The following is a 24701-nucleotide window of genomic DNA, read 5'->3' on the forward strand; positions in this document are numbered from 1 at the left end:
GACAAATTTGTGAGCGTAGCGAGTTTTAGCCGACCGCCTGAATCAATGTTATGACGAGTGAAGCCGCAGGCCAGCACTGTGGAGTGCCCTAGGGTTGTTAGGGAAATGGGCAAACATTTCCCTGACTCGCCATTAAGGCGAAAACTAGAAGAGCTTTAATTAGGCAAATAAAACTTAATGTGCCTGCTCCCAGTTATCACCCACACCAATCCCGACTTCCAGCGGCACTTTTAATTCTGCAGCCTTAATCATAAAGTCTTCGATAGTGTTTTTTGCCATATCAAGCTGGTCTTTCGGTACTTCAAACACTAACTCATCGTGTACTTGCATGATCATTTTGATGCCAGTATCGGCGTTAGATAACCAAGTATGGATATCAATCATGGCGCGTTTGATGATGTCAGCAGCGCTACCCTGCATCGGGGCATTAATCGCTGTACGTTCGGCATATTGGCGGCGCATACCATTACTGGAGTTAATTTCTGGTAGGTACAGACGGCGTCCAAAGATGGTTTCAACATAACCCTGATCTTTGGCCTGCTGGCGGGTGTTATCCATATACTGACGAACACCGGGGTAACGTTCAAAATACACATTCATATAGTCCGCAGCCTGATGACGCTCGATGCCGAGTTGACGGGAAAGGCCGTGAGCTGACATGCCATAAATCAGGCCAAAATTAATGGCTTTAGCGCTGCGACGTTGATCGCTGGTGACTTCTTCTAATGCGACGCCAAATATTTCTGAAGCGGTATGGCGGTGAATGTCTTCACCATTGGCAAAGGCATTGAGTAAGCTTTTATCACCTGATAAGTGCGCCATAATTCGCAGTTCAATTTGTGAATAATCCGCTGCCAATAAAACATAACTATCAGAAGCAACAAAGGCTTCACGAATGCGGCGACCATTCTCACTACGAATAGGAATATTCTGTAAATTGGGATCCGATGAGGATAATCGTCCAGTAGCGGTGACGGCCTGATGATACGAAGTGTGTACTCGCCCACTGGATTTATTGACCTGCAATGGCAGCTTGTCGGTATAAGTGGATTTCAGTTTGCTGAGTCCACGGTATTGCATAATGATTTGTGGCAGTTCATAACCTTCATCTGCTAATTCTTGTAAGACTTCCTCTGCCGTTGATGGCTGACCTTTAGGCGTTTTCTTTTTCACGGGTAATTGCTGTTTCTCGTAAAGAATTTCCTGCAATTGTTTTGGTGAACCCAGATTAAATTTCTGACCAGCAACGGTGTATGCCTGTTCTTCGAGATCGGCAATTTGTCTGGCCATATTGTCGCTTTGTTGTTGCAGCATCCAGATATCAATATTGACGCCATTACGTTCAAGTGTATTCAATACTGGCAATAATGGCATTTCCAGCTCTTTATAGACCTTGGCGAGAGAAGGAATCTTTTCAATTTTTGGCCAGAGTGTCTGATGGAGTTGTAAGGTGATATCAGCATCTTCAGCCGCATATGGCGACGCTTGTTCTATGCCAATTTCATTGAAGGTAAGCTGTTTTTTACCCTTGCCGGCAATGTCTTCAAAGTGAATGGTGTCTCGGCCCAGATATTTTTGCGCTAAGGAATCCATATCATGTCGTGTGGCCGTACTATCAAGCACGTAGGACTCGAGCATGGTGTCATGAGCAATCCCTTGCAGGTCAATGCCATGGTTGAGTAAAACATGTCGATCGTATTTCAGATTTTGGCCGACTTTGAGGTGCTTAGGGCTTTCGAGTAAGGGTTTGAGATCATGCATAATTTCATCAAAGTCCAATTGGTCTGGTGCGCCTGGATAGTCATGTTTTAACGGTAAATAAGCGGCTTCACCTGCTTTCACGGCAAACGACACACCGACAATTCTGGCATCAAGATAATCAAGACTGGTGGTTTCCGTATCAAAAGCAAATAAATCGGCTTTTTGCAGTTTGTCTAACCAGGCCTGCCATTGCTGTTGTTCAAGAATCGTTTCGTAATGTTGCTCAGTGGTGTTTTTACTTGCTTCTGCGATAGCATCGTTACCTGATATGGAGGCACTTTCAGACGATTGTAATTCGCTTATCCAACTGCGGAATTCCAGTTTTTTAAACAATTCAAGCAGTGCTTCAGTGTCTTGAGGCTGATTTTTAATGTCTTCAAGATGAATATCTAATTCAACATCACATTTTATTGTGGCGAGTTGATAACTTAGATCAGCCATTTCTTTATTTTCAGCCAGTTTTTCCGGCATTTTTTTCGCACCGCGAAAATCAAGCTCACGAACCGCTTCCAGATTGGCGTAAATATCTTTCAGGCTGCCTAGGTTTTGTAACAGACTCAATGCCGTTTTTTCACCGACACCGGGCACACCGGGAATGTTATCCACCTTGTCGCCCATTAATGCCAGAAAGTCGATAATCAGTTCTGGTGGCAGACCAAACTTTTCTTTCACACCTTCGATATCTAGCACGGTTTCTGTCATGGTATTCACCAGTGTGACATGCTGGTTAACCAACTGCGCCATATCTTTGTCACCCGTACTGATCACAACATCCAGGCCTTTTTCAGTGGCCTGACGTGCAAATGTGCCAATGACATCATCTGCCTCGACCCCATCAATGACCAGTAGTGGCAGGCCCATCGCTTTAATAATGTCGTGTACAGGCTGCACTTGCGAACGTAAGCCATCCGGCATCGGCGGACGCTGCGCCTTATATTCAGCAAAAAGTTCATCACGGAAGGTTTTGCCTTTCGCATCAAAGATGACGGCAATTGGACTATTGGGATAATCGGCCAGTAATCGACGTAACATTGCGGTCACGCCTCTGACAGCCCCAGTTGGTTCACCGGCGGAGTTTCGGAGATCGGCTTTGAACATGGCATGAAATGCGCGATAAAGGTAAGAAGAACCGTCGACCAGAACGAAAGGGGCAGATTGACTCATAAGTTATAACGACCAATTGGATAATAGGGAACAGACTGCTTTTCTCCAAGCAGCGGAAATGCTATCTTTAGTGCCAAATGACACGGAGCATCCACATGTTTAACAAATTCGCTATTGTATGCGCAGTTACCCTGGTAATGACAACCCAAGTTTGGGCAGATGAAAAATCAGTGATGGAAAAACCACCTGTGATTCCTGAGCCATTACAAAGCGGTGAAAGCATGGAGCCCGATATTAATATTATTCAGGAAGATGACCGTACGGTTGAAGAATATCGTATGAACGGTCAACTTTATATGATTAAAGTCACGCCATCTATCGGCAAACCTTATTACTTGATGGATTCTGATGGTGACGGTTCTCTGGAGACAAAAAGCTTTGAGCTGGACTCTGGTGCCGTGCCAAACTGGATTCTATTGGAGTGGTAAGTCGTTTATTTATCTGAGTTCTTTTAATGTCAGTTTATACTGAAGTCGAGCGCGACGATTTAGTCGCGTTTCTAAGTGATTATTCGGTCGGAGAATTGGTGTCCTATCAGGGCATCAGTGACGGCATCGAGAATACCAATTATTTTGTCACCACAAGCAAAGGTGAGTATGTGCTCACTTTATTTGAGCAACACACCTTTGGTGAGTTAGCGTATTTTCTAGATGTGATGACGTTTTTCTACATGAACGACATTCCTTCTGCCCATCCTGAAGCGGATAGTCAGGGGCATTATCTCAAAAAATTGTGCGGTAAACCCGCGGCTTTAGTTGTGCGATTACCTGGTAGAGGTGTCAATGCCACCGCCACCATTGAACAATGCGCACAAATTGGTGCTGTGATGGCTGATATGCATTTAGTTGGACAGTCGTTTCAATCACGACGGCCTTCTGAACGCGGCCCTGAGTGGCGGCAGCAAACGGCACAACAGCTATTGCCTCAGTTGGATGATGAAAGAACGAGCATATTGGAAAATGAACTTGCTCATCAGCAAGGTTATGCGACGTTAGGTCTCCCTGAAGGGGTTACGCATTCAGACTTGTTTCGTGACAATGCTTTATTTGAAGGTAACAAACTAAGTGGCATTATCGACTTTTACTTTGCCAGTGATGAATATTTACTTTATGACTTGGCTGTTGCCGTTAATGACTGGTGTGTCGGTGAGGATGGTTTACCCGAAGCCACACGTTATCAGTCGCTTATGACACACTACCTGCAGAAAAGGGCATTAACAGAATCTGAGCAGGCTAACTGGAATATGGTTTGTCGGGCAGCAGCACTGCGTTTCTGGCTGTCTCGATTACAGGATCAACTCTTTCCCCGTGAAGGTGAGCTGACTCAAATTAAAAACCCGGATGCGTTTTTATCCATTCTCAAGTATCACCGTGAGCATCCTCTAACGCTGGATTTTAACTAAACAGCTGATGCGCGTTCTGATAATTAAACTGACTTCAATGGGCGATCTGATGCATGCTCTGCCGGCGCTCACTGATGCCGCTCAAGTATTCCCAGATATTGAATTTGATTGGGTGGTTGATAGTGCTTTTGCCGCCGTACCGCAGTGGCATCCTCGTGTAAAACGTGTCATCACCACATCACATCGGCGCTGGCGTCAGAATTGGTTCGGTCATTTGTTCAATGGCGAGATTGGACATTTTTATAAAGCATTAAATCTCGATGACTATGACCTTGTGATTGATATGCAAAACAATCTGAAAAGTGCGTTGGTCAGCCTGTTAAGAAAGGGCCCTGTTGCGGGTCTGGATAAATACAGTTGTCGTGAGAAGCCAGCTTATCTAGCCTACCGTCATAAAATCAATGTGAATCCTAACCAACACGCGGTTGAGCGTATGCGTCAGATCATGGCGAAAGCCCTTGATTATCCGCAGCCTGACACTGAGCCAGACTACGGTGTGGATTTAGCGCATTGCCAGTTGCCGCAATTAGCATTTGAGTTACCCAAAAAGTATGTGATGCTGGTTCACAATGCGAGCTGGTTAACTAAATTATGGCCAGTGCAACATTGGCAGGCGCTCACATTAAAAGCCGTTGAGGCTGGGTATTCTGTGGTGATTCCATCAGGGAATGATGAAGAGTATCAACGTGCATTGCAGATTGCCGCTGTGAGTGACCATGCTTATACCTTGCCCCGGTTACCACTTGATAATGTCGTGGCTATTATGCAAGGCGCAAAAGCGGCTCTCTGTAGCGATACTGGTCTTGCGCATATGGCCGCGATGATGGATAAACCGGCGATTACCTTATATGGCTCAACAGATACCCATCTGATTGGTACCGCCGGTCATAATCAGCAACACTTGATTACAGGAATGTCGTGTTCACCTTGTTATAAACGTCGTTGCCCTTTGCCAGAGGCGAAATCCGGTATGCCGGTGTGTATGGCTGAGATGCAACCAGACCAAGTCTGGAATAGACTCGCTGCCGTTTTACAAGCACAATAACGCCTCTGACTTCTATTCTGGCGTGATAAAACCGCATTATGAAATTTGATTTTCCTGAATTCCATCAAGCTCGCATTGCTGTTATTGGTGACTTGATGCTCGATCGTTTTTACTATGGCAAAGCTAGCCGTATTTCACCTGAAGCCCCGGTGCCGGTAGTGAATGTGGACCGCTTGGAAGATGTGCCGGGCGGCGCGGCTAACGTAGCCATGAATATTGCTTCGCTTGGTGCGCAATGCAATATTACGGGCATTACCGGTGCCGATGAAGCCGCCAATGTTCTCAAACAAAAACTTCATGCGGTGGGTGTGAATTGTCTGTTCCATCAAGCCGCTCATGCCTGCACAATTATCAAATCGCGAGTTATTAGCAGTCATCAACAACTGATTCGTCTCGACTTTGAAAAACGCTTTACTGAACAAGTGGCTCAGGATATGGAGCACTTAGCAGAGCATGTCACTGACAATGCGAAAGTGATTGTCCTGTCAGACTATAACAAGGGCACCTTAGCTCACCCTCAGTACTGGATTGAAAAAGCCAGAAACAAGCAAATTACCGTACTGGTTGATCCTAAAGGCGATGACTTTACTAAATATCGTGGCGCCGATCTGATTACACCGAATATGAGTGAATTTGAAGCGGTTGTCGGTGCAGTAGAATCAGAACAGGATCTTATCAGTAAAGCGCAGACGCTGATTAAAACACTGAATATTAAAGCGATTCTGATTACTCGTAGTGAACATGGTATGACGCTGGTTCAGGCGGAACAGCCGGAATTCCACTTACCCGCTATCGCCAAAGAGGTCGCCGACGTCACAGGTGCAGGCGATACCGTGATTTCAACATTAGCCACGGCATTAGCGGCTGGTGTAAGCCTTGAGCAGGCGGTGACATTAGCTAATGTGGCTGCCAGTATTGTTGTCACAAAACTAGGAACCTCTACGGTCAGTGAACCTGAGCTGCGTCAGGAATATGAACGTCATCAGGGCATTAACAACACGGATCACTGTATTGGTGGTGCGGTCACGGTCGAACAGTTAAAAATGGCGGTAGAACAAGCCAAAAAACGTGGTGAGAAAGTCGTATTTACCAATGGCTGTTTTGATATTTTGCATGCCGGACATGTGACTTATCTACAGCAGGCCAGAGCATTGGGTGACCGCCTGATTGTTGCTATTAATACCGATGAATCAGTTACAAAATTAAAGGGTGAAGGCCGCCCAATTAATACTGCAGACAGACGCTTAACGGTGCTTGCCGGACTGGCGGATGTGGACTGGGTGACCTGTTTCCCCGGTGATACACCAGAAGAGTTATTGCGCCTGATTCAACCAGACATTCTGGTGAAAGGGGGCGACTACGACAAACAAGGTGTCGTTGGCTGGGAAATCGTTGAAGCTTACGGCGGTGAAGTCAAAGTGATGGGGCTGGTGGAAAACTGCTCAACGACGGCTATAGTGAATAAAATATCAGGCAAGTGATATATGTCCTATGAATGACTTAGTACTGAATATTTTTATAAGCATCATAGTCGGTGTCCTCGCAGGAATTCACTCTGGAATAGTAGTTTCAAGAATGGCTAAATTTGAGGAGATAAGAAATCAAGTAAAGAAAATCATACTTGGTATAGATTTCATTCAAGAAAGCCATGAAATTAAGTTTTTCATAAAAAAAGATATCACTGAGTTGTCAGCTTTATCATCAGATTTGTATGCAATGAAACATCCAAAATCTGCAGATTCAGTGGCTCGATTATTCCAAGAAATTAATGAATATATCCACAACTATAAGTCATTAAACGCTACTGAAACCATGAACCAGGTCTATACACAGTGGCAAAGAGAATGTCGTCAATTAAGGCCTAATTACAGAGTTATTTTTAGTCTTAGACTTTGGGTTTAATATTTAAATTAAAGCCTTAATAGCTTTATGTACATTGTCACGCAGATGGTCAGGGTTAATCGTACCGATAATCACACTACTGACTGCTGGTTCATTAAAGATAAAGTCGAAGTTTGCCTGAACATTATCATCGGCTGAATTTTTTGCAAGATGACCGCTGCCCAAAGCCTTTTTAATAAAAATGCCTTTATTAAGTTTGGCGGCTTGTTCAATCACCGACCGTTCTTCCTGATATTGCAGATTATGCATCACCATGGCGATATCGGACTGTTCCAACGTTAATAGACCGCCTGTGACGGTCTTAGTCGACATGCCACTGGCGCGAATCCAGCCGCGTTGTTTTAAGTCAGCTAAGACTTCCAGCGCACCATGATGACGAATAATCTGTTCATCATTGCCATCAGAGTGAATCAATACAATATCTAATTCATCTCGCTGCAGGGTTTTTAAACTGTTTTCAATGCTTTTCATCAGTGATTCAGGGGTGAAGTCATAATGCGATTCACCTGTTTCTGCATCAAAATATTCACCGGCTTTGGTGGCAATGATCCACTCGCGCCGGACTTTTTTTAATAACTGTCCGAGACGTTGTTCACTGCGTCCATAAGCCGGTGCCGTGTCAATCAGATTGATGCCGGATTCCCAGGCTTGTTCAAGTAATGTCATCACTTGTTCATCATCAGGAATCTGAAAACCATCAGGATATTTCACTGCTTTATCACGACCGATTTTAACGGTGCCCATCCCCAGTGGGGATACGCTTAGTCCAGTATCCGCTATCGGATTTCTTCGTTCTAAATAGGTCATCAGAATGCTCTGTCCCATAACGGTTTAGCGATTTCTGGATGAGGAAAGTCAGGATTGTCGTATGTCTGTTTTTCTATGGAGTCGACATTAATCGCTTTCAGTACCTGATCGGCTAAATCAGGTGCCAAGGCTAATTTGGTTGGCCAGCAAATATGAATATTCTGTTGTGAATCAATAAAGGCATTATCCGGCCGAGTCAGACTGGATTGTTTGGGCTCAGCCCGGTTAACGGCATGTGTTGCCCAATCCAGATCTGGGAGTTTAAACCAGGGCAGAATATTGTTGAGTAGTTGCTGCGCTTCAGCAATCAAATCATTCCGGGATTTACCGACACCTTCTTCGGCAATATTACCGCCGATGTACCATACGGTCTCGCCTTGTTGTGTTTTATGGCTGGAAATCGTTGCTATCGGCTTGGAACCACTTCCCAGGCTATGAGCATAGATCGTTGGTAATGGCTGAGTTGAGTCATGACTTTTGCATAACACCATCTGCAAGGGGCGACGTTGCATCGCAGGCTGTTTGATACCTAATGATTGCAGCAGGGCTTCATTGCCTTCGCCTGCGGTCAAAACAAACTGCTTTGCATGGATTGTCATATCACCAATCTGAACCGTTTCTACTTTTTGCCCTGTGCGCTGCCAATGATATTGACGGTCTTTAGGTACTAAAAGCATACGTGAGTGCCACTTTTCAGTGATCTTTGTTAGCAGACTTGGAATATCTAACACAGGCTCATCAAGCTGATAGAGCGTGCCTTTAAAGCCGGTATCCTGAAATAATGCCGGTGCCTCGCGTTTCTCTACCCGTTGCATCCGACTACTTAAAGCTTTGCTGGCAAAAAACGACACCATTTTTGAGGACAGCTTGTCTTTAGACCATAACAATTGATGATCCGCCAGTTTTCTCACTGAGCGGAGATCAATATCACCTTCACCATTTAATGCGCTTTTCCAACGGGCAGGCATGGTGCTAATGACCTGCGCGGCTTTGGATAACACACCATTAAGGGCATATTTACTGCCACCATGAATAATGCCCTGTGAGCTGAGAGTTTGTCCTTGGCCAATGTGTCCGTGTTCCAGCAAGATGGCGTGAATACCCATATCGTTAAGGCGATGATGAAGCCACAGGCCAGCAATACCTGCGCCGATAATGACAACATCGGTGTTAAGTGTGGTTTGCGTCATGAATAAATTTAGTCTGTTTCGTCGAGGGTTTCACACAGCCAGTGACCGATCAGAATATGTCCTTCCTGTACGCGTGCCGTTTCTTTGACTGGGACGGCAATACATTCATCAGCTATTTCAGCTAATTGCCCGCCACCTTCACCAGTAAACGCACAGCTCCAAATGCCCATTTCTTTTGCGGTTTTAATACCGTTAATGACATTACCGCTATTACCGGATGTGGATAAACCAATCGCAATATCACCCGGACGGCCTAAAGCAGCAATTTGGCGATCAAATACGGTATCAAACTGATAATCGTTACTGTGAGCAGTCAGAATAGACGTATCTGTTGTTAAGGCGATGGCACCATAGGGACGACGATCTTTGTGATAACGAACCACAAATTCGGCAGCTAAATGTTGCGCATCAGACGCGCTGCCACCATTGCCAAAGAACAGAATTTTATTGCCTTGTTTCACACAGCTTGCAATACGAGCAGCAAGTGCTGTGACTTGTGGTTCAAGTGCAAACAGACTTTCGATCATCGCCTGATGGCGTGTGATGGTGGCTTTAAATGACACGGCTTCCCCTTAAACTGGTGTAGTGATGATAACATCTCACTTTTTGACATCGACAGTTTAACAAAATTCAGACTGACTGGCGGTTTTAAGCCATAACTGAGTTTGACTGAATCACATCATAAAACTGAATGAAAACATACACTCTCTATCTACGTGAAGAATTAGCTGACGCCTGGCAGGATAAAGCCATATTTATCTGGTTACAGACCATGCCGGGTGAGATTTTTCGTGATAAAGAGGGGCGGCGAACATTACGTTTTGAGGTAGGGCAGCGCAGCTATTTTCTTAAATATCATCAGGGCGTTGGCTGGGCTGAAATTGTAAAGAACCTGCTGTCATTACGTTTGCCGATCATCAGTGCCCGTAATGAATGGCAGGCGGTGCAGTTTTTACAGTCTCATGATCTGGATACAATGACCCTAGCCGGTTACGGTGAAAAAGGCTGGAATCCGGCGAAGCGTCATTCATTTGTGATTACCGATGATTTAACCGACACGATGAGTCTGGAATATCTGGGCCAACAGTGGCGAAATACGCCGCCATCATTCACAAGTAAATACCAGTTAATTCAGAAGTTGGCCCATATCGCAGGGACTATGCATAAAAATGGCATGAACCATCGGGATTTTTATCTTTGTCATTTTTTGTTGGATAAGTCATTTGCTGAGACGAATATTTATCAGCCAACAATGCCAATCTATCTTATCGATCTTCACCGTGCTCAGATCCGACAAAAAGTCCCGCGTCGCTGGCAAATAAAAGATCTGGGTAGCTTATACTTCTCGGCTTATGCCGTGCCGCTGACACAACGTGATTTATTTCGGTTTATCAAAACTTACACTCAGCTACCTTTGCGTGAGGCATTAACCCAACAGGCTGATTTGTGGCAGCAGGTTAAACAGCGGGCAGATACCTTATATGCTGAATAAAATGTCAGTTATCAATGCCATCATCAATCCTGTAACTCGGCCTGAGCTGTATTTTGAGTTACAGCTGCAGCAGCAAACGTTTCAATGCCAGCAGGTTCTTCGTGATTTGCCTGGGCGCCGTTTAGTGATTAAGGCATTAGACAGTGCTGGAAAGGCTGTAATCATTAAACTTTTCGCGAGTGAAGGCAAAGCGCAGAAAGACTTTCAGCGAGAAATTCAGGGTATTAATGCGGTAAAAGATAGTGAGGTAAACACGCCGGCATTATTAGCGACGGTTAAGGAAGCTCATGGTTCTGCACTGATATATCAATTTATTGAAAACAGTCAGCGTTTTCAGCTTGGTGATTCATCTCCAGAACGTTTGAAATTGTTATCAACGTTAATGTTGACTCTGCATCTGGATGGGCTTTATCAAGACGATATTCATCTTGATAATCTATTACTCAATGGTCATCAACTTGTGCTGCTTGACCTGGGTTCTGTTAAACAATCAAACGATGGCAAGGCACTTGATAAGGACACCAGTTTAACCAATCTGGCGCGACTCATTGCTCAATTCTCACTACAGGAACACATGACACTAAAACCACTGATCGAGATGTATTATCACGGTCGTGGCTGGGAATACACTGAGGATGAACAGCAGCAGTTTACAACAAGGCTGGAAAAGGTTTGGCAAAAAAGAAAGTCACAGTATCTTAAGAAGTGCTTTCGCCCATGCACGATGACCTTTTATCAACAGAACTTTCGCTGGCAGGTCGCTGCCAAACGTGAATTCTGGCAACAAAGTCAGATTCAGTCAGTTGACGATATTGAAGCATTATTCACTGATGCACAGATATTAAAGGCCGGTAATACCGCTACGGTGATACGCACTCAGATGGGCGGCCTTGATGTTGTGATTAAACGTTACAATATTAAAAGTCTTGGTCATGCACTTAGCCGTTGCTGGCGACCAAGCCGAGCTGCTATATCCTGGCGTAATGCAAACTTACTGATGTTTATGGGCATTCCGACAACAATGCCTCTCGCTTTTATTGAGCAGCGCTTTGGTCCATTGAGACGTATAGCTTATTTTATTAGTGAATATCGGGAGGCTGAGGAGTTGTTGGATGTCTATCAACAGCGAATGCCTATCGAGTCTGAAGTGCATCAGATTCAAAACATTTTCGCTGGCCTTGAAATAGCGCAGTTGGGTCATGGCGATATGAAAGCACAAAATTTGTTATTGGATACACAAGGCAAAGTCTGGCTAATCGATTTAGATGCCATGCGAGAATATACCAATAAAAAACAGGCAGTCATGGCTAACGTGCAAGATAAAAAACGCTTCCTGAAAAACTGGGAGAATCCTGAGCTGGAGGCTTTTTTCAGAGTGATGCTACAAAGACAAAAAATACGTTTATGAAATACGCTGTCTGTTTGTATAAGTATTTTCCTTTTGGCGGGCTCGCCCGTGATTTCATGAACATCATGCGCTGCTGTCTGCAAGCCGATGATACGGTCGATGTTTATGTTATGGAGTGGCAAGGGGAAGTGCCTAAGCCATTTAATGTGCAGATTATTGAGACTCATGGGTGGAGCAACCATGCCAGGTTGCAATCGTATATAGATCAGGTATTACCACAATTACATCAGGGTGCTTATGACCTGGTGATTGGTTTTAATAAAATGCCTGAGCTTGATGTCTATTATGCCGCAGACCCTTGTTATATTGACCGGATAAGGTCTCATCCTTTGCACGGGCTATTACAGTTTTCAGGGCGTGTGAAGTTTTATAAAGCCTGTGAAGAAGCCGTTTTTGGCAAACAGTCGAATACCGTATCTATGATGATTTCCGATGTGCAACAAACACTGTTCGAAGATCATTACGGCACACCAAAAGATCGTTTAGTCAGCTTACCTCCAGGGATTGACCGTGATAGAAAACGGCCACAAAATACAGAGCTTATTCGCCAGCAGGTGAGAGATGAGTTTAATATCTCGGCTGATGAGTGGTTACTGTTGATGGTAGGCACGGGCTTTAAAACAAAAGGTGTTGACCGGGCAATAGCCGCCTTGGCAAATTTACCGGATGCCATTAAACAACAAACTAAACTGATGATTATCGGCGATGGCGATAACCGTTATTTACAGCGTCAGGCCCAGCAATACGGTATTGATAAGCAAGTGAAGTTTCTTGGTGGGCGCTCTGATATTCCACGCTTTTTGCTGGCGGCTGACTTGTTAATTCATCCTGCCAGAAAGGAAAATACGGGGACGGTGATCCTGGAAGCCATGGTAGCAGGTCTGCCAAGCTTAGTTTCCGATGTATGTGGTTATACCAAACATGTGATTAGGGCCGATGCCGGTCTGGTTATTAAGAATGCCGATAGTGCACAGCAAACAGCCTTAGATCTTGTTGAAATGTTAGATAAACATAAATTACAACAATGGTCTGAGCACGCTTTGCACTATGCTGCGACGGAAGATTTGTACAGTATGCCGCAACAGGCAGCCGCAGTGATTAGGTCACAGGCAAAACAAAAAGGAAAAAACAATGACAACAACGGTCTTGGTTACCGGCGGTGCAGGATATATTGGTTCGCATATTTGTGTAGTGTTATTGGAAGCGGGCTTTGAAGTCGTGGTCGTGGATAATCTTAGTAATAGCTCCTCTGTAGCGATTGATAGGGTCGGCCAGATTACAGGGAAAAAAATCGCCTTTTACAAAGCAGATTGTCGGGATAAAGCGGCTTTACAAGGTATTTTTAATAGCCATCCTATTGATGCCGTCATTCATCTGGCAGGATTAAAAGCCGTGGGTGAGTCCTGTGCTTTTCCTTTGATGTATTACCAAAATAATCTGGATGCCACCTTTGTTTTATTAGAGGTGATGCAGCAATTTTCTGTGAAAAATTTTGTATTCAGTTCATCAGCCACCGTCTATGGCGATCCTGCTTCAATGCCCGTAAATGAAACGTTTCCGACTTCGGCAACGAATCCTTATGGCCGTACCAAACTGATGATAGAAGAAATTCTGGCAGATATGGTCAAGGCGACGCCAGATCAACTTAGTGTGGTGTTATTACGTTACTTTAACCCAGCTGGTGCACACGAGTCTGGTCTTATTGGTGAAGATCCCAGTGCTATTCCAAATAATCTGATGCCTTATGTCACGCAAACAGCCATTGGTAAAAGAGAGTGCTTATCCGTTTTTGGAGGCGACTATGACACCGTTGATGGCACAGGTGTTCGAGACTATATTCATGTGATGGATTTGGCTCGGGGACACCTTGAGGCGCTGAACTGGCTGGAATCGGATGCGACAGCACCCTGCTGTAAAGCGGTGAATCTGGGCACGGGGCAGGGATACAGCGTACTTGAAGTGATCGCTGCTTTTGAACAGGCATCGGGCAAGCAAGTGAATTATAAAATTGTCGACCGCCGTGCGGGAGATGTGGCAATTAATTATGCCGATCCGGCCTTAGCAAAATCACTATTGGGATGGACCGCTGAGAAAACACTGGATGATATGGTGACGGATGCCTGGCGCTGGCAAAGTCAAAACCCTAATGGATATGGCGATGCTTGAATTATCGGCCGCTACATTAGTCGGAAAAGGATTACATAGAGAAGTCCATGTCCATCCTGACGATGATTCAAAATGTGTGAAGGTCGTTGTTTTACGGGGTGAGGAAGAGACTCGTCGAGAACAGGCTTATTATCGGTTCCTGCAGCGCCGAAATATTGATTGGATCAGCTTACCGCAGTTTTACGGTAACGAAGAAACGAATATGGGGCCTGGCGCTGTCTTCGATTTAATTCGTGATGATGATGGGCAAGTGTCCAAAACTTTGGCGTTTTATCTGGATAATCTGAGCTCGACACCAGAGTTAGTCGAATCCATTGGTCAGGCGCTGATTAAATTGAAGTGGGACTTGCTAGAGCAGAATATTATTACCATGACGCTTAAGCCTAAAAATATGGTTTTGCAGTTGCGAAACGACGGCGTGAGATTTTTGATTATCGATAATATAGGTAACTCGGACATCGTACCGATTAGTAGTTATGTTCGTTTTTTCGGCAGAAAGAAAATTGAACGGAAATGGGGAAAGTTTAAAGGTTTATTATCAAAGAAGTTTACTAACCAATCGAACACGAAGAAAATTATTTCCAATATATAAAAATCAAGATAGGGACATTGGTACGTGACTGAGAAAAAAATCTTAATTCTGGATGGAATTGGTGGGGCTACCCTTGGCCGAGACATTCATGCTTGTATCGACAATTCAGAATATTATGATTTAGCGAAACTAAAACAGATCAATTTATATAAGCCTCGCTCAGCTCTGGCAAAAGTAAAACGAAAATTTTCAGAGAAGAAGAGTTTTTATTACTTACCCAAAAAAGCCTTATCGTCGTTTTTAACAGTGCTTGATGAGGTGAAACCTGAAGTTATTTTTGTTATAGGTTTTGTGTATCGTTTTATTAATCCCGAACAGCTTAAAGATATTGCAAAATCTAGAAATATAGAACTCTATTTGTACGATACTGATAGCTGTAACCTCTACACAAAACGTCGAGAGTTTATATATTTTATTGAGAATGAGGTGCGTATTTATGACCGAGTCTTTTCATTCTCAAAAGTAGTGACAGAGTTTTTCAATCGCATGGATATCGATGCGATATTTTCACCTTTTGGGGCTAACCTTATTGAACGGCAATCAGGAAAGTTTCAGCATGAAGTGTTATTTGTTGGCAGTGCCGATCTTAGACGTTGTTTTATGCTGGAGCATATTGTTGATTATGTCTCGATAAAAGGTGCTCGTTGGGGGCGTAACGAAGCCATCTTATCCAAGAAACTGCAAGAAAAAATAGATGATAAACCTGTGTGGGGAGAGGCTTTACATCAGCATCTAATGGGGTCAAAGATAGTATTAAATATCACTAGAGGACCATTTTATGCGGCTGAAACGGGAGTTAATCTGAGGATTTTTGAAGCAATGGCTGCAGGGTGTTTTGTGCTGACAGATTACTGTGATGAAGTTGCCGAGTTATTCGACATCGGTCTGGAAATTGAAACATTCAAGGGTTCAAAAGAACTGGTAGAGAAAGTCGCTTATTATTTAAGTAATGATGAAGCCCGTTTAGCCATAGCTAAACGGGGACAACAGAAAATACGTCAACAGTTCACTTGGGATAAACGTACCCAGCATATGTTGAGTTATATGGGTTGATGATCATCTTTAGTAATTAAGATATCTTCCATGACTAAGTATTCTAAGTCTGAGCCAAAGAACATATTTAATGCATCTGTGGGGCTGCATACCATTGGCTCCCCACGACGATTCAGAGAGGTGTTTAAAACCACGCCATTACCGGTAAGCTTCTCCATTTCCTGAAGCAGTGAGTAATAACGAGGGTTGGTGGCCTTTGTAACAATCTGAGCACGGGCTGTTCCATCTTCATGTACGACTTCTGGAATGCGTGATTTCCAGCTTTCTGCCACATCAAACGTAAATGTCATATACGGACTAGGGTGATCCGTCTGTAGTATTTCTGGTGCGATTGTATCTAGCATACTCGGACAGAATGGACGCCAGCGTTCACGGTATTTGATTTGGGCATTAATTCTATCAGCAACCCCAGGATGGCTGGGTGAGCCGAGAATACTGCGGTTACCTAAAGCGCGAGGTCCGAACTCCATATGTCCCTGAAACCAGGAAACCGGATTACCATCAGCCAGAATTTTGGCTGTTTCTGCAGTAACATTAGTCATTCGTTGCCATTTGACTGGCTGCTCGTATTGCTCACATGCTTCAATACATTGTTCTGTTGTATACGCAGGTCCTAAGTAGACATGTTCCATTTTTTCTACTGGTACCCCCGCTAATTGTGAAGCATAGCTGGCCGCACCAATGGCCGTACCCGCATCACTTGCAGCCGGTTGTACAAACAGTTCTTTAACGCCAGGCATGGCGATAATACGTTGATTCAGTTTGACGTTTAATGCAACACCGCCTGCATAAGCAATTTTGCCGGTCTCTTTAATAATGTCACCGAGATAAAAATCAATGAGTTTTAAGGCTGTCTTTTCTAACAGATCTTGGATACTGGCGGCATAGTCGATGTAAGGCTCGTCTTTTTCATCACCTTCACGCATTGGCCCGAGCCATTCAATTAATTCAGGGCTGAAAAAGTAACCTTTGCCGTTCTTTTTGAAACGGCGGGTACCTACAACGTTCACTAGTTTTGTATTGACTTTGAATTCACCGTCTTTGTAGTCAATCAAGCGTGAAAAATCGAAACGTTTAGGATCACCGTAAGGGGCCATACCCATCACTTTGAACTCGCCATCCAGCATTTCAAAACCAAGGTATTCAGTCAGTGCTCCATAAACCCCACCAAGCGAATCCGGATCATAGAATTCTTTGACTTTATGAATCTTGCCATTTTCACCATAACCAAAGAACGTGGTGGCATATTCACCCTTACCATCGATACCGATAATGGCTGTTTTTTCTTTGAAACCGCTTAGATGGTAAGCACTGCTGGCATGAGCTAAATGATGTTCAACGGGAACAAATTTAACGCGTTTCGCACCGATACCTAGATCGTCTAATAACTTCATCACATTTCGGTGATTACGCCAATATCGACGATTGCCACTGAATAAGGCGGTAAGTGCTCGGTCTGGAGCATACCAATGACGTTTAGCATAATGCCAGCGGGCGGGTGATTTCAGGCCAATCTCGGCATAAGGGAAGGCCACAATATCAATCTGATCGGGACGAATACCAGCCTGTTCCAAACAAAATTTAGTTGCCTCGTAGGGCATTTTTCCTTTGGCATGCTTGTCACGTAGGAAGCGTTCCTCTTCAGCAGCAGCTACAAGCTTTCCATCAATATACAAAGCAGCGGAGGCGTCGTGATTTACCGCGCCAGACAAACCTAAAACGATCATGATGTGATATATGTCTTTGAGTTAAACAGTGTGTAAGTATATCGCATGCAGTCGGCCAACACGACTAATGACGTTTTGCTTTTTTGGGCTTAGCAAGCTTCTGTATAAGTTGTCTGGTTTTTTTAGATAACGGTTGCTCGTTGAAGTACTGCTGTAAAAAGAAAACGCGATCTTTCTTCGACCAGTCTTGATTAGCATGACGTTCTAATGTGCCCAGATCCCTCATCATCGATTGCCGTACGAACAATGTACGTTTCATTTTCTCCAAATCGATTATTTTTATATCCCAACCACTGCTGATTGGCTTGGCAAAAATATGTTTGGGATAAAGTGAGTTATGCTGAAAATGTGCCTGATGCATATCTGCTAACACATGGGCGACTGCTTTCAGCAACTGTTTACGAGATACACTTGATAGACTTAAAGGAGAAATGTTTTCCAGAGATTGGTAACCAGTCAGTTCTTTTGTTACTAGTATCGCCCTTGACTTGTCACATGAAAAATAGACGGGCTCGAGTGTCGGAATATGTTTTGCTGTCAGCCTGAGAATATTGTTATATTCCTTTTGAAAGGTATGAATGCCTTTTAGTGGATGACACCATGTTTTAGTGCGGTGATTCTCCTGACGTTTGATGAACACATCAACCGCGCCATTTGCTGTTTTCAATACATATTTAACCACGCCACTCCAGCCGCCGCGTCTATGATTTGGCGGTTCGAACCAGTCTGTATCCAGTTGCCATATCGTCTCAAAGTCATATCTGTTTTCTTGTTTTATTTTTGCCATTTTTATACGACCTGATTAATTGGAGCTGTTTGTTATGCACTATATTCTACTATTCTTAAATACCAATTAATTATCATAAATACAGTAGTCAAGGTAACAGTATTTTCTGTATTTGCTCTAAATTCCAAAATGATTTCTTCCCAGCTTCATCAGAAAAGTAAGTCTGTAATTTTGTACTCGATGCCTGATGGTTATAAACCGAATCTTTATTATTGGCTGTATGAATCAGGAGCTCGGCTAACTTTTCAGAAGATGCGAAAGGAAACAAAAGTCCAGAATTTTCTACAATTTCCCTTGCTCCACCACAATCACTGCAAATTACTGCAATGTTTGCAACCATTGCTTCCAACACGACCATACCAAAAGGTTCTTTGTCAGAGGTCAATACAAAAATATCGAAGGCTGTAAAATAACGCTTCGCATCTTTGATATATCCAATGAATTTGACGTTTTCTTCTACATTAAGTGAGTGAGCCAGATCATGAAGTTGTTGTTGAAGTTTGCCCTTCCCAATAATGATTAATAAGGCATTACTTGGCAAAGAGCTCTTTGCCTTGGCGAATGCCTGAATGAGTGTTTTCTGGTCTTTATCAGGATGTAATCTGCCTACATTACCAATAACATAAGATTCAGGAGCAATACCTAGTATTTCTCTGGCTTGAGTTCTATCAAATAGTTCTTTTCTTGAATTTTCTACATCAACTCTATTGTATAAAGTTTCGATTCTATCTGTAGGGAAGTTTGGTAGGTGCTGCTTTATATCCTCTGATACAGCCTTAGATACTCCAATCAGCAATAAGCGAGATGTGAATAGCTTTGTAAAAAGCCTTCTTCCTAAACGGTCAAAGTCACCAAATGCATGGTGAATACTCACTACAGGAAGTTGTGTGGCAATGAGGGCCAAATAAGTGGGTTTTGTTCTGTGTGCAATACAAAGTTCGTATTGTTTTTGTTTAGATATTGCCTTAACACGGTTTAGTAATGATAACTTAAGACCTTTGAGCTTATGCTTTGGGCTTTCAAGAAAAATGACTTCATCAGAAAGTGTTTTTTTTAATAAGTCAGCTTGAGGAGAGCCTGTTAAAAAGACAGTAGTGACCTGGAAACTAGAGTCTTTGAATAATGATGCGTATTGCCGCGCGCAATCATCAAAAGGAGGATCATAGCTATGACATAGCTGCAGTATATGGCGAGGCTTAGTTGTCAATGTTCACTACCTTATATACGACAGCTTTATCACCTCTAGCATTCTCAGTGTGATGAATGGGAATCAAATTCCAGTTGGCATAATGCTTTTTCCTCTCTGCATGAGAACGCTTCTCGACAGTAATAAAATAATCGAACTGGTTGTTAGTTTGCAGAGTTCTATCAAGGTTTAACTGCGTCTTTGGCTCATTTTCATGGAAATAAAAATCAATAAAAATATCATTGGTGAGAACTCGGCTATTTTCTGGCAAATGTTGGCTTGCCCAGATCGCCGTTTCTTTTATATAGCCTTTGGTTACACTCGTCGTGCATGAATCAATCAGACTGGCTAGAAGCAATAGCGAAATTAATACAAGCGCAACTTTATTTTTTGCTTGCCAGTACTCATCTATTAGTCTGCACATGGATGGTAGCATTAGTAACATCAGAGCAGTGATTAGCATGACAGCATAACGCGTACTCATGAAGTAATGTTTAAATAGGAAGGAAAGCAAAATGACGACGTTTATACCGACGAAAAAAAGTAAAAAACGCCGAGTCTTAGCATCAGATGAGCTCTTTTTGTGCTGAAGTCTCGCGAAGACAAATAAAATAAGATTAAGAGGTGATAAGCCAGTAATGATTTTTGCCAGTAACATATAAACTAGGCCTGAAGCCAAAATCATCCCGCTGTATCTTTCAGAATACTGATTCAATAATTCATTACCGAGAATGGCTGTTTTAGTATGAAATTCATCAGTAATGGCTGAGTAGTCTAGAAATTGCGTCACGCTAAGGACTTTACCAAATGCATTCATTAGTCCTTGCTGTTGGGTAAAGGTGACAGCACTTATTACTCCAGCGAACAGGAAGAATGAACAAAGCTTGACACTGGCTTTTGAGCCCTCTTTAACACCTAGTTGGAAGAGGATGAAGAGAGGTGTTGCCAGAATAATAGTGATAGCTTCAACACGAAATAACATGGCTAACAAGTTGGATAATTGCCAGTAAAAGCCATTTAACCAGCTGGGTTTTTCCAGAAAAATAATGGTTCGATACATGGATATAGATATAAAAGCCCAATAACCAATATCTCGAATAATATAACTGCGATAGTCATTTAAGGTGGAAAAGCACAGAATGAGCAACGCCGCAATAAAGACGTATCGCTGGGTTGTGAGTAGCTTGCTGGCGATAAGAAAAAGTGCATCGGTGAAAACGACAAAAAGCAGGCTATTGATTAGCTGACCGCTAAACTCCAGTTTGAAACCGCTAAATTGATGAAACTTTGCAATCAACATGGAAAAAAACGGCCAGTCATACATTGATGCTGTGGCTGTAAGTCCCCCGTCAATATAGGCTTTTGCCATATTCATGTACAAAACACCATCACTGTTGATTAGCTGATCATTGGTGAATGCCAATATGGAAAGTAGAAGACTAAATAACGCCGTAAATAAGCGTAACTGGTTATTATTAAGTTCTGAAAAAAACGAGTTTAGCGATTTCATTTTGTTGTTTTTATTTGTTCAATAACAGTTTCAACAGAAAGTTGTTTCATACAGTTATGATGCCCCAGAGGGCAGGTGCGTTTAAAGCATGGGCTACAGTCTATATCAATCTGGATGATATTAGCGTTGTTGGCTAAGGGGGGAGTGAATGCGGGTGATGTTGGACCATAAACTACTACTAATGGCACCTGTAACGCCGCAGCAATATGCATTAAGCCTGAATCATTGGAAACAACGTAATCTGCAGTGCCTAATAAGTCTATGGCTTCTTCTAACTGTGTCTGACCAGCAAGGCTGATTAAATTATCAGACTTATCCCGACAAAGACTGACGATTTCGTCTGCCGTGCTGATATCCGCCTTGGAGCCAAGAATTAATACTTGCCATCCTGACGTAAGAAAAGAGTCTGCTAGCGCTGCATAATGCGATGTCGGCCATTGTTTGGCTGGCCCAAATTCTGCACCAGGACAAAGGATAAGTCGTTTTTGCTGAACAGACTGGCGTTTAGGATTAATGACTTCATTTGGGGGCTCACCAATCATCAACGGTGCTTGATAAGTCGGTTTTATCTGTGACTGTGATGCTGGATGTGCCAAAGCAACAAAGCGCTGAACCATCATCGGTAAAGCTTTTTTGTCCAGTTTTCGGGCATCATTCAGTAAGCCATAACGATATTCGCCACGCCAACCCGTTCTTACAGGGATTTTGGCAAACCAGGGAATAAGCGCTGATTTCCATGAGTTGGGTAAAACAATCGCCTGATCGTAATGTTTATCACGCAGAGAGAGACCTAATTCTCTACGCATTTTCCAAGCAAAGATACCATGAGATATTGGCATACTGATGGCGTTGTTAACTTCAGGCATACGCTGCAACAATGGTCGTGTCCAGTCCATCGCGAGGACATCGATGATAACCGCTGGATCTTGTTGCTTTAACGCAATAAAAAGTGATTGCGCCATGACCATGTCACCCACCCAAGATGGGCCGACAATTAAGATCTTTTTATTGGGGTTCCTTCCCGACATGACTAATGTAATGTGCTATGAGCGATATAAATAAACACGACACCGAGAGCAATCAAACTGATTTGCTGTAAAGATTCAATAGGTTTGACCTTTTCGTGCAGGCCAGGAATTAAATCGGCAACAGCCACATAAATGAAGCTGGATGCGGCAACCAGCAGAACATAAGGCAGGAAATGCTGCATACCGGATAACGCAAAGTAACCAATTAACGCGCCGGCTAATGTACCTAAACTCGACAAGATATTGTAATAGAGGGCTTTTTTTCGGCTAAATCCACTGTGTAATAAAATGACAAAGTCGCCCAATTCTTGTGGGATTTCATGAGCTGCAATAGCTAAGGCGGTGACCACCCCAAGATGTACGTCAGTCAGAAACGCTGCGGTGATTAAGATACCATCCACAAAGTTATGTATCGTATCGCCAATCAGAATTAACGGGCCAGCCGATTTATGCTTGTGATTATGGTGATGACCACCATGATGATCAGGTCTGTCCAGTTCAGGAATATGTTCATGACCATGATGAGTATGACAGTGTCGCCATAACACCATTTTCTCTAGTGCAAAAAAACTGAGTAAACCGAGAAGTAATGTTAAACCGATAGCATGCGCATCAATGGCATACTCATGCTCAATAGCATGTGGAATTAAACCCAAGAAAGAAGCGCCGAGCATCGCGCCTATCGCAAAACTAACAAGGTGTGGCACGGCCAGTGTGCGATGTTTTTCAGGCAATAATAAAAACGATGAAGCCACAACAACGCTCAAAAGTCCGCCTACCAGACTAAAAACAATGATCCAGATGAGTAATTCCATAATGATCCAACAAGGCTGAATTAAGCCGCTAATGATACCTTATTTATTGCTGATCCAGATAAGCGAAACCATACGACCAGTCTCTCCATCCCGTCGATAGGAGAAAAAACGGGAAGCGTCAGTCATCGTACAATAATTGCCACCGAATAATTGCGAGACACCATGCTGTCTCAATCTCAGGCGGGCGAGTTGATAGATATCGGCCAAGAAATGACTGTCATCGCTTTGCTGAAAAGCGACTTCAGCCATCGGATCGTGACTGATAAATGCCTCATAGACATCTAAACCCACTTCGAATTTTTCCGGACCGATGGCAGGCCCCAACCAGGCATAAATATGTTCTGCGGCAGCATCAAATTGCGCTAAGGTTTTTTCAATAATGCCATCGGCTAAACCTCGCCAGCCGGCATGGACTGCGGCAATTTCAGTACCAGATGCATTACTGAGCAATAATGGTAGACAGTCAGCGGTCATAATCGCGCAGACGTGATTGGTTTGATTTGAGTAAATCGCATCCGCTTCGATGCCTTCCTGCCAATCCTGACTATTAATTACCTGAGTGCTGTGTGTTTGTTGCAGCCATAGCGGGGAGGCTGGCAGTTTTAGGGCAGAGTTAAGTGCCGCGCGGTTTTTTTCCACATTCTCAGGCGTATCGTTAACGTGATTGGCAATATTAAAGCTATCGTATGGGCTAGGGCTGATACCGCCCTTTCTGGTTGTTGTGTATGCCTGAATATGGTCGGGCATGGTCCAGTCTGGCGTAATAAATTCCAGCGTTTTTCTAACCATTCACCGCATCCAGTAAGTAGCTTTGCCAAACCTGAAATAAGTGTTCATCAATGGCGGCACATGATGAACGTGGCTGTAAGGTGTAACGAAACGAAGGAGCGCCATACAGAGTAGAAGCAAAACCACCTGCTTCTTCTAAAATTAAGTCGCCGGCGGCATAGTCCCAGATTTGCTGACTACCATGCAGATAAATATGTCCACGGCCAGCCGCCAACCAGCATAACTCCAACGCGATAGAGCCCAGATTTCGCTGCGAGGCAAAAGGGCGATCTGCCACGATTTTAGAGGCTAAGGCTGGGGGTAAACGCTTAAAGTCGACAAACGCGATGGTGTTGTCGAGGCTAAGATTAGGTGAGGTCAGACGCAGTGGTTCATCATTCAGCCAAGCGCCCTGACCGCGAATAGCGGTGAAACTCTCATTACGAGAGGGATCCAATACCATGGCAAAGGTCACTTCACCTTGTTCAATCAGGGCCAGTGAGATGGAGTAAAACGGTAAACCTGAAGCAAAGTTGCTGGTACCGTCCACAGGATCAAGACACCAGATTGGTTTGCCGGAATCAAATAGTTGTTGCTGCTGTTCAGTAGACATTTCTTCGCCGAGCAAAGCGATATCAGGATGCAACTCAGCAAGCTGTTTTGTTAATGAGCTTTGCACCGCACTATCCGCGGCTGTGACGATACTACCGTCCTTTTTATAGTCACGGCTGACATTATTGATATAGGGCAAAAGGGTTGTGGAGGCCACGTCCCTGACAAGTTGCTGAATTTGTTGCCGGTCTATATTCATGTCTTGAGTATAACAGCGAAAAAAGGAATTTGATTCAATCTATCGATGACAATCTGTAAACTGCTAGTCACTTTAGTAGCTTTTTGA

Annotated in this window: 23 protein-coding genes; 11 read left to right on the forward strand and 12 right to left on the reverse strand. The window is 43.6% G+C overall.

Features of this window, described 5'->3' with window-relative positions:
• Positions 1-174 precede the first annotated feature (174 nt).
• Complete coding sequence (gene polA, locus MAMP_RS03075) at positions 175-2925, reverse strand: DNA polymerase I (RefSeq protein WP_040576157.1); 2751 nt, start codon at positions 2923-2925, stop codon at positions 175-177.
• A 95-nt stretch (positions 2926-3020) separates the two neighbouring features.
• Here polA and MAMP_RS03080 point away from each other — a divergent pair, with 95 nt between their 5' ends.
• The 5 genes from MAMP_RS03080 to MAMP_RS03100 are packed head-to-tail and all read left to right on the forward strand — an operon-like array spanning position 3021 to position 7274.
• Positions 3021-3353, forward strand: coding sequence for a DUF2782 domain-containing protein (locus tag MAMP_RS03080; RefSeq protein WP_007144524.1), 333 nt, complete (start codon positions 3021-3023; stop codon positions 3351-3353).
• A 26-nt stretch (positions 3354-3379) separates the two neighbouring features.
• On the forward strand, positions 3380-4327 hold the full coding sequence (locus MAMP_RS03085; RefSeq protein ID WP_040576159.1) for a homoserine kinase: 948 nt from the start codon (positions 3380-3382) through the stop codon (positions 4325-4327).
• 7 nt (positions 4328-4334) lie between these two features.
• Positions 4335-5372, forward strand: coding sequence for a lipopolysaccharide heptosyltransferase I (waaC, locus tag MAMP_RS03090; protein WP_007144526.1), 1038 nt, complete (start codon positions 4335-4337; stop codon positions 5370-5372).
• Between the two features lie 38 nt (positions 5373-5410).
• Positions 5411-6853: a bifunctional D-glycero-beta-D-manno-heptose-7-phosphate kinase/D-glycero-beta-D-manno-heptose 1-phosphate adenylyltransferase HldE gene (gene hldE, locus MAMP_RS03095; protein ID WP_007144527.1), complete on the forward strand. Its 1443-nt coding sequence runs from the start codon at positions 5411-5413 to the stop codon at positions 6851-6853.
• Positions 6854-6863: 10 nt separating this feature from the next.
• Entirely contained in the window at positions 6864-7274 is a 411-nt protein-coding gene (locus MAMP_RS03100; RefSeq protein WP_040576161.1) for a hypothetical protein, read from the forward strand.
• A 3-nt stretch (positions 7275-7277) separates the two neighbouring features.
• On the opposite strand, the gene MAMP_RS03105 is transcribed toward MAMP_RS03100, so the two are convergent.
• Genes MAMP_RS03105 through MAMP_RS03115 form a run of 3 tightly spaced genes read right to left on the reverse strand, consistent with a single transcriptional unit; the run spans position 7278 to position 9834 of the window.
• Positions 7278-8081 carry an aldo/keto reductase gene (locus tag MAMP_RS03105; RefSeq protein ID WP_007144529.1) on the reverse strand — a complete coding sequence of 268 codons (804 nt, stop codon included), beginning with the start codon at positions 8079-8081 and terminating at the stop codon, positions 7278-7280.
• Positions 8081-9271, reverse strand: a complete 1191-nt coding sequence (locus tag MAMP_RS03110) for an FAD-dependent oxidoreductase (protein ID WP_007144530.1) — start codon at positions 9269-9271, stop codon at positions 8081-8083. Before MAMP_RS03110 ends, MAMP_RS03105 begins: the two co-directional genes overlap by 1 nt.
• An 8-nt stretch (positions 9272-9279) precedes the next feature.
• Positions 9280-9834 carry a D-sedoheptulose-7-phosphate isomerase gene (locus MAMP_RS03115; RefSeq protein ID WP_007144531.1) on the reverse strand — a complete coding sequence of 185 codons (555 nt, stop codon included), beginning with the start codon at positions 9832-9834 and terminating at the stop codon, positions 9280-9282.
• Positions 9835-9962: 128 nt separating this feature from the next.
• On the opposite strand from MAMP_RS03115, the gene rfaP reads away from it, so the two are divergent.
• From rfaP to MAMP_RS03145, 6 genes are read left to right on the forward strand one after another with little or no spacing between them, the layout of a single operon-like run.
• On the forward strand, positions 9963-10763 hold the full coding sequence (gene rfaP, locus MAMP_RS03120; RefSeq protein WP_007144532.1) for a lipopolysaccharide core heptose(I) kinase RfaP: 801 nt from the start codon (positions 9963-9965) through the stop codon (positions 10761-10763).
• A complete protein-coding gene (locus tag MAMP_RS03125) occupies positions 10753-12171 on the forward strand; it encodes a lipopolysaccharide kinase InaA family protein (protein ID WP_007144533.1) in 1419 nt (472 codons plus the stop codon). Before rfaP ends, MAMP_RS03125 begins: the two co-directional genes overlap by 11 nt.
• The gene (locus MAMP_RS03130; protein WP_083821441.1) at positions 12168-13385 is read left to right on the forward strand and encodes a glycosyltransferase family 4 protein; all 1218 of its coding nucleotides are present in this window, start codon (positions 12168-12170) and stop codon (positions 13383-13385) included. Before MAMP_RS03125 ends, MAMP_RS03130 begins: the two co-directional genes overlap by 4 nt.
• Positions 13303-14337: a UDP-glucose 4-epimerase GalE gene (gene galE / locus MAMP_RS03135; RefSeq protein WP_040576162.1), complete on the forward strand. Its 1035-nt coding sequence runs from the start codon at positions 13303-13305 to the stop codon at positions 14335-14337. The genes MAMP_RS03130 and galE overlap by 83 nt, the downstream gene beginning before the upstream one ends.
• Positions 14330-14929 carry a YrbL family protein gene (locus MAMP_RS03140; protein ID WP_007144536.1) on the forward strand — a complete coding sequence of 200 codons (600 nt, stop codon included), beginning with the start codon at positions 14330-14332 and terminating at the stop codon, positions 14927-14929. The genes galE and MAMP_RS03140 overlap by 8 nt, the downstream gene beginning before the upstream one ends.
• Before the next feature lie 24 nt (positions 14930-14953).
• Positions 14954-15982, forward strand: a complete 1029-nt coding sequence (locus tag MAMP_RS03145) for a CgeB family protein (protein ID WP_007144537.1) — start codon at positions 14954-14956, stop codon at positions 15980-15982.
• On the opposite strand, the gene MAMP_RS03150 is transcribed toward MAMP_RS03145, so the two are convergent.
• The 8 genes from MAMP_RS03150 to MAMP_RS03185 all read right to left on the reverse strand — a co-directional run bounded on the left by MAMP_RS03150 (position 15970) and on the right by MAMP_RS03185 (position 24614).
• Positions 15970-17709, reverse strand: coding sequence for a carbamoyltransferase family protein (locus MAMP_RS03150; RefSeq protein WP_007144538.1), 1740 nt, complete (start codon positions 17707-17709; stop codon positions 15970-15972). The two genes, MAMP_RS03145 and MAMP_RS03150, sit on opposite strands and share 13 nt — an antisense overlap.
• 64 nt (positions 17710-17773) lie before the next feature.
• The gene (locus MAMP_RS03155) at positions 17774-18496 is read right to left on the reverse strand and encodes a lipopolysaccharide kinase InaA family protein (protein WP_007144539.1); all 723 of its coding nucleotides are present in this window, start codon (positions 18494-18496) and stop codon (positions 17774-17776) included.
• Positions 18497-18584: 88 nt separating this feature from the next.
• The gene (locus MAMP_RS03160; RefSeq protein ID WP_007144540.1) at positions 18585-19703 is read right to left on the reverse strand and encodes a glycosyltransferase; all 1119 of its coding nucleotides are present in this window, start codon (positions 19701-19703) and stop codon (positions 18585-18587) included.
• Positions 19693-21192: a hypothetical protein gene (locus tag MAMP_RS03165; RefSeq protein ID WP_007144541.1), complete on the reverse strand. Its 1500-nt coding sequence runs from the start codon at positions 21190-21192 to the stop codon at positions 19693-19695. The genes MAMP_RS03160 and MAMP_RS03165 overlap by 11 nt, the downstream gene beginning before the upstream one ends.
• On the reverse strand, positions 21189-22220 hold the full coding sequence (waaF, locus tag MAMP_RS03170) for a lipopolysaccharide heptosyltransferase II (RefSeq protein WP_040576163.1): 1032 nt from the start codon (positions 22218-22220) through the stop codon (positions 21189-21191). Before waaF ends, MAMP_RS03165 begins: the two co-directional genes overlap by 4 nt.
• A gap of 2 nt (positions 22221-22222) precedes the next feature.
• Positions 22223-23035 carry a ZIP family metal transporter gene (locus MAMP_RS03175; RefSeq protein ID WP_007144543.1) on the reverse strand — a complete coding sequence of 271 codons (813 nt, stop codon included), beginning with the start codon at positions 23033-23035 and terminating at the stop codon, positions 22223-22225.
• A 39-nt stretch (positions 23036-23074) separates the two neighbouring features.
• On the reverse strand, positions 23075-23824 hold the full coding sequence (pgeF, locus tag MAMP_RS03180; RefSeq protein ID WP_007144544.1) for a peptidoglycan editing factor PgeF: 750 nt from the start codon (positions 23822-23824) through the stop codon (positions 23075-23077).
• Complete coding sequence (locus tag MAMP_RS03185) at positions 23817-24614, reverse strand: inositol monophosphatase family protein (RefSeq protein WP_007144545.1); 798 nt, start codon at positions 24612-24614, stop codon at positions 23817-23819. The genes pgeF and MAMP_RS03185 overlap by 8 nt, the downstream gene beginning before the upstream one ends.
• Between the last annotated feature and the right edge of the window lie 87 nt (positions 24615-24701).

It is taken from the genome of Methylophaga thalassica MP (genome assembly GCF_000214595.1).
In the GTDB taxonomy this organism is placed as follows: domain Bacteria; phylum Pseudomonadota; class Gammaproteobacteria; order Nitrosococcales; family Methylophagaceae; genus Methylophaga; species Methylophaga thalassica.

Bases quoted from the DNA above. Each gene is read 5' to 3' on its own strand.
- MAMP_RS03130 (WP_083821441.1), top strand. From the start codon at position 12,168: ATGAAATACGCTGTCTGTTTGTATAAGTATTTTCCTTTTGGCGGGCTC.
- waaF (WP_040576163.1), bottom strand. From the start codon at position 22,220: ATGTCGGGAAGGAACCCCAATAAAAAGATCTTAATTGTCGGCCCATCT.
- galE (WP_040576162.1), top strand. From the start codon at position 13,303: ATGACAACAACGGTCTTGGTTACCGGCGGTGCAGGATATATTGGTTCG.
- MAMP_RS03155 (WP_007144539.1), bottom strand. From the start codon at position 18,496: ATGGCAAAAATAAAACAAGAAAACAGATATGACTTTGAGACGATATGG.
- MAMP_RS03110 (WP_007144530.1), bottom strand. From the start codon at position 9,271: ATGACGCAAACCACACTTAACACCGATGTTGTCATTATCGGCGCAGGT.
- MAMP_RS03185 (WP_007144545.1), bottom strand. From the start codon at position 24,614: ATGAATATAGACCGGCAACAAATTCAGCAACTTGTCAGGGACGTGGCC.
- MAMP_RS03150 (WP_007144538.1), bottom strand. From the start codon at position 17,709: ATGATCGTTTTAGGTTTGTCTGGCGCGGTAAATCACGACGCCTCCGCT.
- MAMP_RS03080 (WP_007144524.1), top strand. From the start codon at position 3,021: ATGTTTAACAAATTCGCTATTGTATGCGCAGTTACCCTGGTAATGACA.
- hldE (WP_007144527.1), top strand. From the start codon at position 5,411: ATGAAATTTGATTTTCCTGAATTCCATCAAGCTCGCATTGCTGTTATT.
- MAMP_RS03085 (WP_040576159.1), top strand. From the start codon at position 3,380: ATGTCAGTTTATACTGAAGTCGAGCGCGACGATTTAGTCGCGTTTCTA.
- MAMP_RS03125 (WP_007144533.1), top strand. From the start codon at position 10,753: ATGCTGAATAAAATGTCAGTTATCAATGCCATCATCAATCCTGTAACT.
- polA (WP_040576157.1), bottom strand. From the start codon at position 2,925: ATGAGTCAATCTGCCCCTTTCGTTCTGGTCGACGGTTCTTCTTACCTT.
- MAMP_RS03105 (WP_007144529.1), bottom strand. From the start codon at position 8,081: ATGACCTATTTAGAACGAAGAAATCCGATAGCGGATACTGGACTAAGC.
- MAMP_RS03100 (WP_040576161.1), top strand. From the start codon at position 6,864: ATGAATGACTTAGTACTGAATATTTTTATAAGCATCATAGTCGGTGTC.
- waaC (WP_007144526.1), top strand. From the start codon at position 4,335: ATGCGCGTTCTGATAATTAAACTGACTTCAATGGGCGATCTGATGCAT.
- MAMP_RS03165 (WP_007144541.1), bottom strand. From the start codon at position 21,192: ATGAAATCGCTAAACTCGTTTTTTTCAGAACTTAATAATAACCAGTTA.
- rfaP (WP_007144532.1), top strand. From the start codon at position 9,963: ATGAAAACATACACTCTCTATCTACGTGAAGAATTAGCTGACGCCTGG.
- pgeF (WP_007144544.1), bottom strand. From the start codon at position 23,824: ATGGTTAGAAAAACGCTGGAATTTATTACGCCAGACTGGACCATGCCC.
- MAMP_RS03140 (WP_007144536.1), top strand. From the start codon at position 14,330: ATGCTTGAATTATCGGCCGCTACATTAGTCGGAAAAGGATTACATAGA.
- MAMP_RS03175 (WP_007144543.1), bottom strand. From the start codon at position 23,035: ATGGAATTACTCATCTGGATCATTGTTTTTAGTCTGGTAGGCGGACTT.